At 37.2% G+C, this 14,754-nt stretch carries 10 protein-coding genes; 7 read left to right on the top strand and 3 right to left on the bottom strand.

What is annotated here, in order from left to right; genetic code table 11:
• Positions 1-192 precede the first annotated feature (192 nt).
• A complete protein-coding gene (locus HZR84_08250; GenBank protein QNL21929.1) occupies positions 193-609 on the bottom strand; it encodes a T9SS type A sorting domain-containing protein in 417 nt (138 codons plus the stop codon).
• Positions 610-684: 75 nt separating this feature from the next.
• On the opposite strand from HZR84_08250, the gene HZR84_08245 reads away from it, so the two are divergent.
• Positions 685-1,224 carry a hypothetical protein gene (locus tag HZR84_08245; GenBank protein QNL21928.1) on the top strand — a complete coding sequence of 180 codons (540 nt, stop codon included), beginning with the start codon at positions 685-687 and terminating at the stop codon, positions 1,222-1,224.
• On the opposite strand, the gene HZR84_08240 is transcribed toward HZR84_08245, so the two are convergent.
• Positions 1,208-1,600 carry a hypothetical protein gene (locus HZR84_08240; protein ID QNL21927.1) on the bottom strand — a complete coding sequence of 131 codons (393 nt, stop codon included), beginning with the start codon at positions 1,598-1,600 and terminating at the stop codon, positions 1,208-1,210. The genes HZR84_08245 and HZR84_08240 overlap by 17 nt on opposite strands.
• Positions 1,601-1,605: 5 nt before the next feature.
• Positions 1,606-2,364, bottom strand: coding sequence for a segregation/condensation protein A (locus HZR84_08235; protein ID QNL21926.1), 759 nt, complete (start codon positions 2,362-2,364; stop codon positions 1,606-1,608).
• Between the two features lie 121 nt (positions 2,365-2,485).
• On the opposite strand from HZR84_08235, the gene HZR84_08230 reads away from it, so the two are divergent.
• The 6 genes from HZR84_08230 (at position 2,486) to HZR84_08205 (ending at position 14,753) form a co-directional block, all read left to right on the top strand.
• A complete protein-coding gene (locus HZR84_08230) occupies positions 2,486-4,399 on the top strand; it encodes a 1-deoxy-D-xylulose-5-phosphate synthase (protein QNL21925.1) in 1,914 nt (637 codons plus the stop codon).
• Positions 4,399-5,190, top strand: a complete 792-nt coding sequence (locus tag HZR84_08225; GenBank protein QNL21924.1) for an alpha/beta hydrolase — start codon at positions 4,399-4,401, stop codon at positions 5,188-5,190. Before HZR84_08230 ends, HZR84_08225 begins: the two co-directional genes overlap by 1 nt.
• 196 nt (positions 5,191-5,386) lie before the next feature.
• The gene (locus HZR84_08220; GenBank protein ID QNL21923.1) at positions 5,387-9,019 is read left to right on the top strand and encodes a S8 family serine peptidase; all 3,633 of its coding nucleotides are present in this window, start codon (positions 5,387-5,389) and stop codon (positions 9,017-9,019) included.
• Positions 9,020-9,024: 5 nt separating this feature from the next.
• Positions 9,025-14,016, top strand: coding sequence for a S8 family serine peptidase (locus tag HZR84_08215; GenBank protein ID QNL21922.1), 4,992 nt, complete (start codon positions 9,025-9,027; stop codon positions 14,014-14,016).
• Positions 14,017-14,071: 55 nt separating this feature from the next.
• Positions 14,072-14,497, top strand: coding sequence for a DUF1232 domain-containing protein (locus HZR84_08210; protein QNL21921.1), 426 nt, complete (start codon positions 14,072-14,074; stop codon positions 14,495-14,497).
• Positions 14,475-14,753 carry a DUF493 domain-containing protein gene (locus HZR84_08205; GenBank protein ID QNL21920.1) on the top strand — a complete coding sequence of 93 codons (279 nt, stop codon included), beginning with the start codon at positions 14,475-14,477 and terminating at the stop codon, positions 14,751-14,753. The genes HZR84_08210 and HZR84_08205 overlap by 23 nt, the downstream gene beginning before the upstream one ends.
• Position 14,754: the final 1 nt, after the last annotated feature.

Here is a 14,754-nt window from a genome sequence, read left to right as displayed (position 1 = left end):
GCTAGTTTTAAAAAGAGTAGTAATTGATTTCATAATTGTTTTTTGAGGTGAAAAATCGTTGCAAAACTAAGATGATTCGAAGTGTTTAAAACTTTTATTTATTATTATAATGTAAATTTCTTTTGGCAAAAAAATAGCAGAGTAACATTCAGTTAATATATCATTATATATTGACATTTCAATTACAATTAACTATTCAATATATCTCACTTTCAAAAGACGGTATTTATCCCCAAGCCCTACCCGGGCATAATAAACTCCACCTTTTAATTTTAAATTTAAAGGAGACCATTGAATCGTGTAAGTACCGGCTTCTCTGAATTCCTTGAAGGGTTCATCAATTTTATGGCCCATATCATTATAAATTTTCAATGATACTTCACCCGCCTCTTTCAATTCATATTCAAATGTTGTGGTATCATATGTGGGATTTGGAAGGCATAATACCTCAAGATTTGGAAGTGGTTCATTTAAAAAGTAATCCTGATTATAATTTGCCGGTTTATGCGATAATTCATGTTCTTGCGCCTCTACTAAAGAAGCTATAAACAATCCTATAAAAGCGAGATATATATGTTTTGGAAAAATATTTACTATTCGGGAAATCAAAAAATGACAATTTGAATTGCCAAATATAATACACCTATAACAAAAGAGTTATTTTTATGCTTAGGTATTAATGTTATGATTAAAAGAATCTTTGTTTTATACCTTTTTATTATCATTTCAACTTCCTCATTTGGACAGAGTGCGAAAGACCGGAATGATCGATTTTCCAATATCCCTTTGAAAGAGAGAATTTACCTTGGTGGAAATCTGGGATTGCAATTTGGAAATCAGTTCACTTTTATTGAGATCTCGCCCTTAGTCGGCCTTTGGCTTCAACCCAAAATCCTGGTAGGCGGCGGGCCGGTTTACAGATATTTTCGCCGTTCAGATTTAAATTTTGAGGATAATCAATATGGCGGGCGTTTCTTTGGACGCTATCATTTTGCTGATAACTTTTTTGCACATGCAGAATATGAGCTTTTGAATTTAACGGATTATAGATTTCCACCAGATTATCCAAGAACCAATATAAATTCGGTCTTAGTGGGAGGCGGCTATGTTCAGAACCTTGGGCGCTCCTCGCTGTTTTTTATGGCTCTTGTCAATTTAACCGAAACAGAATTGACCCCTTATTCAAACCCTGTAATACGTGTTGGATTTAATATCGGGCTCTGAACTCCCTGAATACAGCAATAAAATTATACCAACGCTTTTCGTTATCGTCTACACTTATTACTATCTTTTTATGCAATCCATGAACGATTTGCAACATGCTTCTTCCCTGCCATCCATAATAAAATAGCAGCACACCAAAGACAATATAAATTAAAGATTCCCAGGGGTTAATAATATTTTTTATAAATCCAACTCCTGATAAAGAAGCAATTATTCCTCCCATTACCAACCAAAGAATAGATTTATTATAGACAAACTGAATGGAGTGAATTTCAAATATTGGGATATCGTATTTTTTTTTTGCTGTTTCAATGTGAAGAATTTCCTCGGACATATCTATAATGCCTTTTTCATCATTTTTCTCAAAAAGATTCATGCAAGTTAGTTTTCTAAATCCTCGGTTACCTTATCTCCTTTTGATATCCAAAAATTATTATAGCCCTCTCCAATAATTATTTTTAAATGATTCATTTGAAGTAATTCGAGTATTGCCAAAAAATTAAAAATTACTGCCACTTTATCCGGATTTGTTGAGATAACATCAACAAATGATACCTTTTCTTTAGTTCCTGTTAGGGTTAAAATGTATTTTCTTTGTTTTTCAATGGTGTAAGGATATTCAACGACTTCATGTTTGGGAAGATTTTTTTCATACTCATACTTTTCGATAACCTTCTGATATACTTTTAGAAGTTTATAAAGATCAAGATTCTGAAGTTCGGCTTCTACATTATTTTGAGCATATAAGGATTTTAATTCTTCGGTTAGGTTACCGCGCGTTTCGCGATCAATTCTACCGGATTCCAAATTTTTAAAATCTTCGACAACCGATTTATATTTTTTATATTCCAGCAAATGTTTAACCAATTCCTCTCTGGGGTCAATCTCATTGCCTTCTTCATCCAATTCCGGTCTTGGCAGTAAAAGCCTGGATTTGATTTTCATTAGTGAGGCGGCCACCCAAATAAACTCACTGGCTACATCCATATTAAGCTGTTCTAAATGTTGCAGGTATTCGAGAAAATCCTTGGTTATTTTTGAAATAGGAATATCATAAATATCCAATTCATCGCGTTCTATAAAGAATAGAAGCAAATCGAATGGTCCTTCAAACAGGGGTAGTTTTATTTCAAAGCTCACGAAACGGGAATCTAGTCCTAATTTTTTGTAAATATCAAAAAAATGTAGCTTTGTTCTTTACAAAACTTCATAGATTGAAACCTTTATATAAGTCACTTGTTTCTTATTCAAATTTATCGGAATGTTAATTGAACCCGGCAAACTACTAGCTGAAATCAAAACCCCCCATGATCTCAGACAATTGAAACCTGAACAACTCCCCCAGGTTTGTGAAGAACTAAGACAATACATCGTAGATACTGTTTCTGTTTATGGCGGTCATTTTGGTGCAAGTCTGGGCGTGGTTGAAATGACGGTCGCTATGCATTATGTATTCGAAACCCCAAATGACCAATTGGTCTGGGACGTTGGCCATCAGGCTTACGGTCATAAAATTTTGACCGGAAGAATGGACCGTTTTCATACCAATAGGATTTATGGCGGTTTGTCTGGTTTCCCAAAAAGAAGTGAAAGCGAATACGACACATTTGGTGTTGGTCATAGTTCCACATCGATTTCCGCTGCTTTGGGAATGTCCGAAGCATCGAGGTTAAAAAAAGATCATAATAAACAACACATTGCGGTCATTGGAGACGGAGCCATGACAGGTGGTATGGCATTTGAAGGCATGAATAATGCAGGAACCTCAGATTCAAATCTTTTGATTGTTTTGAATGATAATTGCATGTCGATTGATCCCAATGTAGGTGCATTAAAGGAATATCTTACAGACATAACCACGAGTCATACCTACAATAAATTCAGAGATGAAGTATGGAATTTGTTGGGGAAAATGAGCAAATTTGGTGCAAATGCCCAGGAAATTGCCTCAAAAATTGAAAATGGTATTAAATCTGCAGTTTTAAATCAAAGTAATTTATTTGAAGCCCTGAATCTCAGATATTTTGGTCCCGTTGATGGTCATGATGTCTTGCATTTGGTGGAAGTTTTCAAAGACTTAAAAGACATACAAGGTCCTAAAATATTGCATTGTCTGACGATCAAAGGTAAAGGCTACCCACTTGCAGAAATTGATCAAACCAAATGGCATGCACCCGGAAAATTTGATAAAATTACCGGTGAGATTTTTAAGAAAACACCTGATAAGCCTCAGGCTCCAAAATATCAGGAAGTATTTGGGCATACCATCGTAGAGCTGGCAAGGGAAAATGAAAAAATAGTTGGTGTGACCCCGGCAATGCCAAGTGGATGCTCTTTAAATATCATGATGAGGGAAATTCCCGAAAGAGCTTTTGATGTCGGAATTGCAGAGCAGCATGCCGTCACATTTTCCGCCGGTTTAGCTACTCAGGGAATGGTGCCTTTTTGCAATATTTATTCTACGTTTATGCAAAGGGCATACGATCAGGTAATTCACGATGTTGCCATTCAAAATCTTCCAGTGATATTCTGTCTGGACCGTGCCGGTGTTGCTGGCGCAGATGGCCCAACGCATCATGGTGCTTATGATTTGGCATACATGCGTTGCATTCCTAATATGGTAGTAGCAGCACCTATGAATGAAGCGGAATTGCGTAATATGATGTTTTCAGCTACAAAATTCAATGGCCCATTTACTATCAGGTATCCAAGAGGTCAGGGGGTGATGCCCGAATGGAAAACTAAAATGGAACAAATTCAAATTGGTACCGGAAGGGAATTAAAGAAAGGTAAGGATATTGCCATATTGAGCATTGGCCATATTGGAAATGAAGCAGTAAAAGCCGTAGAAAGTCTTGAAAAAGAAGGTCTTGATCCGGGTTTGTACGATATGCGATTTGTAAAACCACTGGATGAAAAATTACTTACAAAAATCTTCAAAAATTATAAACATATTATAACCGTTGAAGATGGTTGTGTTATGGGTGGATTTGGCAGCGCAGTTCTCGAATTCATGGCAAGCAAAGGATTTAATGCAAGCGTTAAAATTCTTGGAATACCCGACAGAGTGGTAGAGCATGGTACCCAACCTGAGCTTTACAAAGAATGCGAATACGATGCCGATGCGATAATCAATGCCGCACATGTTTATGTTAATTCGGCTGTAAATATTTAATGCGTCAAAGTCCCGATTTAAGTTATAAATCCTTTGGTGAAGGAAGCAAACATGTCATTTTTCTCCACGGATATTGCGAAGTGAAAGAAATGTGGGATGATTTTATTTCCCATTTTAAAGATATCTTCCAGTTTTATAAATTTATTAGCATTGATTTACCGGGTTTTGGTAAGAGCCAGATGCCGGAATCATTAAATACTTTATCAGATTCAGCCGAAATGGTAGCTGAACATGTGCGATCCCTCGGGATAGATAAATCCATTTGGATTGGGCATTCGCTTGGTGGATATGTCATATTGAACTTGCTTCGCAAGTACGATGAAATGCTTGAAGGCATTTGTCTTTTTCATTCCTCTATATATGCAGATTCTCCTGAGAAAAAAAAGCAAAGGAATAAAACATCTAATTTCATTCGGGAAAATGGGAAAAAAGCTTTTTTGTTAAACTTTATTCCCAATTTGTTCTTTGAGAAAAACAAAATTTCCTGTGATAAAGAAATTCATAGGTCAATTAAACAGGGGATGCAAAACTCTGAAGAATCTATGATAAAATACATGGAAATGATGCGAGAGCGTTTGGATAAAAGCAATGAATTAGCGGCTTCCAAAATACCGGTCCATTTTATTTGTGGAAAGAATGATTCCAGCGTTCCTTTAAGTATTTCTCAAAAACAGATTCGCCATATTCCAACTTCCAGCTCCACTTTATTAGATGAGTGTGGGCATATGGGTATGTTTGAAAATCCCATTGAGAGTTCAGCTTCAATAAAATCGTTTTTATCCAATTTCTAATTGTCATTTAATTGACTTCTAGGCATATTTTATAGGATTATTCTTTGAAATAATTCCCCTTTAAGATTTATGCATTATTTTTAAAAGTCAGGACAGAAATAGTGAAGTTGAACTCATCGATTAACACCCTTTCAAAAAATTCTTTTTTTAAGAAAATAAAAGACCTAATCAATAAAAAATTCAGAATATAAAATTTATGAAAACATTGCTACAACTGAGCAGAGCTGCAATAATTTGTATTTTCTTAATGGGAATTCAATTGCAATCAAGTGCACAAAGTGCAAGTGAAGAAGGAAATGATTTTAATTTTCCCTATGTAAAAATGGATCGAAACTCAGATTTGATTTATCTGGAAGCCAGAAGTTTTAAAGCTGAGAAAATCAATAATTTTACCGGTAAGGTTAAATTATTGGCAAATGAAGTGGTTCAAAACGGAATTGTTAGAATCTTACAATTTTCAATTTTACCAAACCAGTCATTAAAAGAAGAAATGGCTTCCAGAGGCTTATTTTTATTGGATTATATTCCGAACAGAGCCTTCATCGCCCACTTAAATACAAATACAAAATATCAGGATCTAATAAAATGGAATGTTCAAGCCATGGCGGTAATGACTCCTGATCTCAAAATGGATAAATTCATTACCACCTCGCAGTATCCGGAATATGTAATAGAAGGTACAAAAAGGAGATTGGTTGTTAGGACATTTGAAAACATAGATTTTTCGATTTCACTTTCCAAAGTGAGTGCCATTTCAAATGTTGAAATAATTCAAAGCATGGAAAATCTTCATGCAATTGAAATCTTAATTGATGAAAACAAAGTCCATCTTTTAGCTGAGAATAAATACGTAAAATATATAGAAATCGGCCAGGACGAAGGAAAAGCAGAAAACTTTACAGCAAGAACGCTTCATAGATCAAATACAATTAATACCTCGTATTTGGGTGGTAAAAAGTACGATGGTTCCGGTGTGTCAGTTATGATGCAGGATGATGGTGGTATAGGTCCACATATCGATTTTAAAGGAAGAGTTGACCAGAGTTTGGCCAGCATTACCGGTTCCAATGGTGACCATGGCGATCACGTAGCGGGAACCTTCATGGGGAGTGGAAATTTGGATCCATTGGGAGCAGGAATGGCTCCGGGTGTCTTTGGTCATATTGCAGGAAATTTAAATTCAAATTACAATTTCGTTCCGGGTTTATTCACCAATGACAGCGTTGTAATTACCACAAAATCCTATAGTAATGGTTGCAATGCTGGTTATACCACACTTACTGAACAGCTTGACAATCAGGTTGTTACTTATGATCCTTTAGTACATGTTTTTTCTGCAGGAAATTCAAATGGTTCAAATTGTGGATACGGTGCCGGGAGTCAATGGGGAAATATAACAGGTGGTCATAAAGTTGGAAAAAATGTAATAACTGTTGCCAATCTAAACTTTACTGATAATATTTCTTCAAGTAGCTCGAGAGGTCCGGCTGCTGATGGAAGAATAAAACCGGATATCTCTGCAAAAGGTAGTAGTGTTTATTCAACTATTGAAAATTATGATTACGGATTAAAATCGGGTACTTCTATGTCATGCCCGGGTGTGACAGGTATTTTGGCGCAACTTTATCATGCGTATAGAGATCATAATGGAGGTGCTAATCCTAATTCCGCATTGATGAAAGCCATTGCTTTGAATACGGCTGAAGATCTCGGAAATCCGGGGCCGGACTACATATTTGGATGGGGTAGAATAAATGCAAAAGAGGCTTATAAAGTAATTGAAAATAAAAATTATCTGGATTCAGTAATAAGTAACGGGGATTCTGTATCACATATACTAAATATTCCAAACAATGTCTCAAGAGTAAAAATTATGCTTTATTGGAAAGATCCTGCTGCATCGGTAAGCTCTGTTTTTGATCTGGTAAATGATTTGGACCTGAAAGTTACGGACCCAGGTGCCTCATTACACCTTCCATTAGTGTTAGATCCAACACCAAATTCAACAAGCTTGAATTTTCCTGCAACACCTGGAATTGACAATTTAAACAATATGGAGCAGGTTGTAATAGATCAACCCAGCACCGGATCATATGAAATTAAAATCAATGGCACGATGGTTCCCCAGGGACCTCAAGAATACTACATCGTTTATCGCTATGAATTTGATGAAATAGACTTAACCTATCCAATTGGAGGAGAGCCGATTTCTCCGGGTGAAAATCAGGTTATCCGTTGGGACGCTTTTGGAAACTCTTTACCATTTTCTTTGGACTATTCTTTAGATAGCGGACAATCCTGGACAAATATAACCAGTAATGTTTCAGCTACTTTACGCTATTTCAGTTGGAATGTTCCAAACAACATAAGCACCAACAAAGGATTGGTAAGGATAAGCCGCGGAACTCAGACTGATGTTTCCGAATCGACATTTTCGATTCTAGGAGTTCCTTCAAACCTTGATGTATTTTCAAGTTGTACAGATTCTGCAGCCTTGTCTTGGCAAGCGGTAGCAAACGCAGATGGGTATGAAGTACGAAAATTAGGAAATCAATATATGGATTCAGTTGAGTTTACAACATCCACTTCAACCTATATTAACAATATAGATTTCAACGATCCAAATGTTTGGTTGACAGTACAGGCGGTATTTTTGAACTCCTCAAACCAAATTACTGGAATGGGAAGAAGAGCTGTTGCAATAAGAAAAGCAAGTGGTATTTACAATTGCCCAACTGTATTGCCAACTGCAGATTTTAGTGCAAACAAAACAGCTGTTTGTGTTGACGGTACGGTATTATTCAATAATGAAACAGTTAACGGATCCGGAAACTACACCTGGACTATAACTCCTTCATCTCATACATTTGTAAATGGTACAAATCAAAACTCTGAAAATCCGGAAGTACAATTCCATTCGAATAGCGACTATACCGTTAAACTGGATGCTGCCAATTTAGCCGGTGTATCAACTGAAGAAAAAGTTGATTATATAAATACCTTTGCTGCAAATACAAATCTCAATGAATCCTTTGAATTTGCACTTTTCCCTCCTTTAAGCTGGACGATAGAGCCAAGTGCGGGTTCTATTACCTGGGTTTCTTCAAGTGTAAATGTTGGTCCGGATGGCAGTGCTACAAAGGCCGCCTATTTTAATCGCTTTGGCGATGTGAGTATCGGAGAAGAAGATGCACTCGTGACACGAGCTATTGATATAAGTGATTATACTAATCCTATGTTGGTATTTGATGTGGCATATGCAGCACAATCAAGTTTACCTCCTGCTGTTTCGGGTGGACTAAGAATCGACTATTCAAACGACTGCGGTAGTAATTTTCAAACAAGTGCTTACTTTAAACCAAGTAATGATTTGATGACGACAGGATTCCAAGCTTCTTTATGGGAGCCGAATTCATCAACAGAATGGAGAAGTGATTCATTAGATTTAAGCGCAATGGCGTCTAAAGGTGTTGTTTTGAAATTTATAAACATTTCAGGCATCAACAGCAATAGCCTTTTCCTCGATAATATTCGTGTGATTGATTTTGTGACAGGTTTAAATGAAGAAAGCAAAATATCACTTAATGTTTATCCAAATCCGACAAATGGCTCATTTACAATAAATGCGAGCAATTTAAAAGGAGAAAAATTCGAGATATCCATTATAGACTCCAAAGGAAAAGAGTTAATCAAAAGATCAAAGAATTCATTAAATTCATCTTTCAATATCACTTTCGATATGAGAAATCTGAGTTCCGGCCTTTATACGATTAAAGTAATTGGAGAGAATTCTATGACTATTAAAAAATTGAGCTACATTAAAAATTAATAACTATGAGAACAAGGTATTCGAAACTGTTTGTTTTCTCTCTGATTTTATCATTTTTTGGGTTGTGTGTTTCAAGCAGTGCGCAATCATCTTTTCAGGGAAAGCCATTTATCATTAACCTTAAATCCGGATCTTTTACTCCGGAGGCTAATTTTGAAAAATCAATTCAAAAGATGGTAAATGAGGAGGATCAGTATTATGTGGTTCAGTTTAAATCTATTCCTTCTTCTAAGGAGATAAAACAAATGGAAGCATTGGGCCTGGTTTTTGAAGATTACCTCCCGAATCGTGCCTATCTAGTTTATACGCCGCAAGGAATAAGTTTTAGTAAGCTCAGCGATTTTGGTGTAAGAGCAATTATTCCATATGCATCAAATTTTAAGGTAAACAAGGGGTTTGAGAATGAAATACCGCTTCATGCAAAAAAAGGAGGCGATATAATTCGACTTTCTATCCTCACACATAACAAGGTAAGTAGTCAGGAATTTATTCAAGCCGTAGTACAACTCGAAGGTCAAATAGTACAGGTCCCAAAAACCGGAAATGTCTATTCTATTGATATTCCTGAAAACCGTATCAATGACATTCTCGAATTAAAACTTGTCAAATGGGTCGAATACATTGAACCCGATCCGGTACCAGATGATCTAAGAGGAAGATCTCTTCATAGAGCAAATGCAATAGACATACCTTCAGCAAATGGATATCATTACGATGGAACAGGCGTATCTGTTGCCCTTGCTGATGATGGTGCGGTTGGCCCTCATATTGACCTTGAAGGAAGAGTTGTTCAGGTTGGTAATATGGGAGGCAATGGAACTCATGGAGATATGACAGTTGGAATCCTTATGGGAGCAGGAAACTTAAACCCGAGATTTGCGGGTATGGCGACTGGTGTAGAAATGCGATATTATGACATATTTCCTCCCGGTGGGCCTGCATACGACCATGTCAATAGCGCGGTATCAAATTACAATACTTTCGGAACAGTAATCACATCTACATCCTATAGCGAAGGAAGCGGGGGTGTTTACACCTCAACATCTCAATTTGTAGATCAACAGATTCATCAAAATCCAAGCATAATTCATGTTTTTTCCGCCGGAAATGCCGGACCCGGATTTACGACAATCACCGGAGGTAGAAAAGCTGCCAAAAATACAATTGCCACAGCCAATCTTGAGTATCAGGACCTAAGGACAAATTCCAGTTCACGAGGTCCTGCTGCCGATGGAAGGGTAAAACCAGATATTTCTGCAAATGGAACAAATCAAATGTCTCTGGATGCAAATAACGGCTATTCCCCTGGTGGAGGAACTTCTGCTGCCTGTCCGGGAATAGCAGGTATTCTATCACAACTATATCAGGCCCATCGCGAACTGAACGCTGGTGCTGATCCGACTTCTTCCTTGATGAAAGCCATTCTTTTAAATACTGCAGAAGATCTTGGAAATCCAGGTCCTGATTATTCATTTGGATGGGGAAGGGTTAATGCACTAAGAGCATTAAAAACCATGGAAGAAAATCGAATTATGGAAGATTCATTGTCTCAGGGAGATTCAACGACTCATATCATTACTGTGCCTGCGGGTGTAGGCGAATTGAAAGTAATGGTGTATTGGTTAGATAAAGAAGGTTCTCCTGCCGCCAGTCAAGCGCTCGTCAACAATCTTGATATGGTATTGTCAGACCCTTCAAGCACCACCTGGCTACCTTGGGTACTGAATCCCTCAAATCCAACAGCCAATGCAACAAGAGGTATAGACAATTTAAATAATATGGAACAGGTTACTCTGTCCAATCCCGTTGCAGGTTCATATTCTGTAAAAGTGAAAGGAACAAGTATTCCTTTTGGTCCCCAAAACTATCATGTGGTCTATGAATTTAGAATGGATCAACCCAAAGTTACCTATCCAATTGGAGGAGAATCCTTGGTTCCGGGTGAAATTGAAACCATCAGATGGGATGCATATGATGAGAGTACTCCAATTAATATAGAATATTCCATAGATAGCGGCTCGAACTGGGTTAGTATCGTAACTTCTGTCCCCGGTAGTCAAAGATACTACGATTGGAATGTGCCTAGCCTTAGTACAGGTAAAGCTTTAATTAGGGTTACTCAAGGCAGTTCATCCAGTACCAGCATCGCTCCTTTTAGTATTATTGGTGTTCCTCAAAACCTGTCTGTATTGTGGTCTTGCGCAGATTCTCTTATGCTGACCTGGGATAGTGTGCCTTCGGCAAATAGCTATGAAATAAGCGTTTTGGGTAATAAGTACATGGATTCTGTTGATATCTCCAGTAATGACTTTTACATTTTAAAAAACATCAATGGTAGCAATTCCTTTTGGTTAAGTGTAAAAGCATTGAATTCATCACAGGGTATAATTGGAAGAAGGGCAATAGCAATTCAAAAGGCACCGGGTACATTTCAATGTCCTGTTTCAGTAGATGTCGCTGTTTCGAATATTCTTAGTCCTCTAAATTCACAAATGCCCGATTGTCAGGATTTGGATAGCGTTGCAGTAATAGTTGAAATTGAAAATAAAGGTTTTACAAGACAAGGAAATTTTCCGGTAAGCGTCTTGCTAAATAATGGCTCAACAAGCACTATTCAATTCAACGATACCCTGGAGCTATACGAAAAAAGAGTACTGACTTTTCCCGTATTTGCGGATTTGAGCACAGGAAATTCTCATGTATTCAAAGCCTGGACGGGGCTTGGAACAGATGTAAAAAACAGCAACGACACACTTAATTCTGTCGTTACCATATACTCGGCACAATCAGCCAACCTACCATTGAGCGAAGATTTTGATCAATTTGCATTATGCCCTACTACTACAAATTGTGGTGGGACGAGCTGTAATTTGTCATCGGGATGGTTAAATACAATCAATAATTTTGGTGATGATATTGATTGGAGAACAAATAGTGGTGGGACGGCCTCAGGGGGAACAGGACCAAGCGCTGACCATACATCGGGTAATGGAAATTATTTGTATTTAGAAGCTTCAGGAAATCCGGTATGCACAGATAGAACTGCTTTACTGACAAGTCCATGTCTGGATTTAGCCTTTGCGTTACAGCCTGAATTGAGTTTTTGGTACCATATGGATGGGAATGCAATGGGAGAGCTTCATGTTGACATACTTGCAAACGGTACCTGGTACCTGGATGTTACTGCTCCTTTAATAGGAGAACAAGGCAATTTGTGGCTACAAAGAATTGTTGATCTTACGCCATTTAGCGGACAAGTCATTAATGTAAGATTTCGTGGAATTACAGGTAGTGATTTTGCCTCGGATCTGGCAATCGATGATATTTCAATCACTGATAATTTTGTTTATGCCATTGATGCTTCTGTGACCAGCATTGTTTCACCGGGCTTCAGTTCTAAAGAAGATTGTTTATTGGAAGACAGTCTTGATGTGACCGTTATAATTCGAAATACGGGGGCCAATGCCATTGGTAATATACCTATGAATTACTCAGTCAACGGTGGCCCGGCCATTAGTGCTGTTTATAACAATATACTCACGGCCGGCCAGGTAGATACTTTTACGTTTAACAATTCTTTGCATTTGCCTGGCGTGGGTAATTATGATTTAAAAGTTTGGCAGGACTATGGCCCGGATCAAAACCCGGGAAATGATACAATTAGTACTTCGATAAATATATTTCCAGGTAATCTGGTATCAATTCCATACACCGAAAATTTTGATGTTTTCAACAGCTGTCCAACGACTGCCAATTGTGAAGCGACAGTATGTAATTTGATGGGAGGGTGGAAAAACTATACCAACTTGGTAGAAGATGACATAGATTGGAGGGTTAATAATGGCTCCACACCTTCACAGGGTACAGGCCCTCCTAATGATCAGAATCAAGGAACGATTATTGGTAAGTATCTTTATTTAGAAGTTTCGGGTGGTTGCAACAACAGGGTTGCTATACTTCAAAGTCCATGTATAGATCTAAGCTCTGCGTTTTCTCCTGAGCTGAAGGCCTGGTATCATATGAACGGTCAGGATATTGGAGAGTTACATTTTGATGTTTTCTTGGGAGATAGCTGGTTGAATGATTTTGTGCCTCCAATAATTGGTGATCAGCCTAATTCCTGGCAGCAATGGACTATTGATTTGTCATTACTGGCTGGAAATGTTATATCGGTCAGGTTTCGCGGTATAAGTGCCAATGGGTTTATGGGTGATATAGCACTTGATAATATTAGTGTGACAGATAATTTCAATACCGCTCAGGCCGATTTCACATTTACACAACCAAACTGCGCGGGTCAATTAATTACATTTACTGACAATTCAAGTGGTACGGGAATAAATCACTTATGGAACTTTGGTCAAAATGCCAATCCATCTACAGCTACCGGTGCGGGTCCCCATGATGTGATTTTTGTGAATTCCGGTCTTGAAAATGTTCAATTAATCGTACAGAATGTTGCCGGTTCTGATACCAATGCTCAGAATTTATTAATTGATACACTCCCGGAAGTGAATTTCAGCTGGAATGCCAATGTGGATACTATCAGTTTTATAAACCAATCTTCAAATGCTACTAGTTATGTCTGGGATTTTGGTGATGGTAATTCAGATAGCACTCTGCAACCGGTTCATGTATACTCTAGTTCGGGAATTTATACAGTAACTCTTACAGTTAGCAATGGCTGTGGAATAAATATTATTAGTAAAGATGTCACTGTTGGAATGGTAGGCTTTAAAAATGATCTTTCTTCTAACCTAAAAGCTTATCCCAACCCAAATAAGGGCTCCCTATTTATTGAAGGTTTAAATACTGCTTTAATTAAAAACTATAATATCAGAATTAGTGACATGAAGGGAAGCATAATGAATTCCAAAATTTCAGTTGTTTCAGATAGGGAAATATTATTGGACATGAACACTTACCCCCAAGGGCTTTATCTACTTCAAATTGATGGTGAGAATGTCAACGCAATAATGAAAATTGAAAAAAGATAAATATTATAGTTTTTATATTATTTAGATAGACAGGTATTTTATATTATTGGCAATTATGGACAGCGAAAGCAAATTAAAAAATTCGGTATCGAAATATGTAGAAAAGGCCAAATCAATAGTTGCCAATCGTTCCCTTATAGAAAACAAAATTGATGCAGCCTGGGAAAAAGCCAAAAATCTCGATCCCGGATTAAGGGATTTAATGGAAAATGTCGAAACTTTTATTCAGATCATTAAAGCATACGTTAACGGAACCTATCGGGATGTAGAACAAAAAACAATAATCTTCCTAATTGCCGGAATTTTGTATTTCATTAACCCTTTTGACATTATCCCTGACTTCCTGCCCCTTATTGGATTTACAGATGATGCTGCAGTCCTCATTTTTATTTTAGGGAAAGTAAAAAATGAAATCGATAAATTCAATTCTTGGAAAATCAATCAGGAAATCGAAATTTATGAGTCTGAAAGCGAAATATGAGTCTTTAAAGATTCAGCTTGAAGAAAGCTATGAATGGCCTTCGGAATACATATTTAAATTCATTTTAAAATCCGGAGCGAAAGAAAAGCAATTAAAAGTCAGGGAGTTATTTGAGCAAAATGTTTCTTTGTCATTTAAATCTTCATCAAAAGGCACCTATATTTCTGTTACCATCAAAGCAACAATGCAAAGCCCTGAGCATGTCATAGACATCTACAAGGAAGCTAGCAAAATAAAGGAGCTAATCGTATTCTAAA

It is taken from the genome of Hyphobacterium sp. CCMP332, assembly GCA_014323545.1.
Classification (GTDB): domain Bacteria; phylum Bacteroidota; class Bacteroidia; order Cytophagales; family CCMP332; genus CCMP332.
Note: the sequence above shows the minus strand (reverse complement) of the source record. Positions and strands in the feature narration are given on the sequence as shown.

Coding starts and splice junctions, on each gene's coding strand:
- HZR84_08225 (QNL21924.1), top strand. CDS start 4,399: ATGCGTCAAAGTCCCGATTTAAGTTATAAATCCTTTGGTGAAGGAAGC.
- HZR84_08240 (QNL21927.1), bottom strand. CDS start 1,600: ATGAATCTTTTTGAGAAAAATGATGAAAAAGGCATTATAGATATGTCC.
- HZR84_08205 (QNL21920.1), top strand. CDS start 14,475: ATGAGTCTGAAAGCGAAATATGAGTCTTTAAAGATTCAGCTTGAAGAA.
- HZR84_08245 (QNL21928.1), top strand. CDS start 685: ATGATTAAAAGAATCTTTGTTTTATACCTTTTTATTATCATTTCAACT.
- HZR84_08215 (QNL21922.1), top strand. CDS start 9,025: ATGAGAACAAGGTATTCGAAACTGTTTGTTTTCTCTCTGATTTTATCA.
- HZR84_08210 (QNL21921.1), top strand. CDS start 14,072: ATGGACAGCGAAAGCAAATTAAAAAATTCGGTATCGAAATATGTAGAA.
- HZR84_08220 (QNL21923.1), top strand. CDS start 5,387: ATGAAAACATTGCTACAACTGAGCAGAGCTGCAATAATTTGTATTTTC.
- HZR84_08230 (QNL21925.1), top strand. CDS start 2,486: ATGTTAATTGAACCCGGCAAACTACTAGCTGAAATCAAAACCCCCCAT.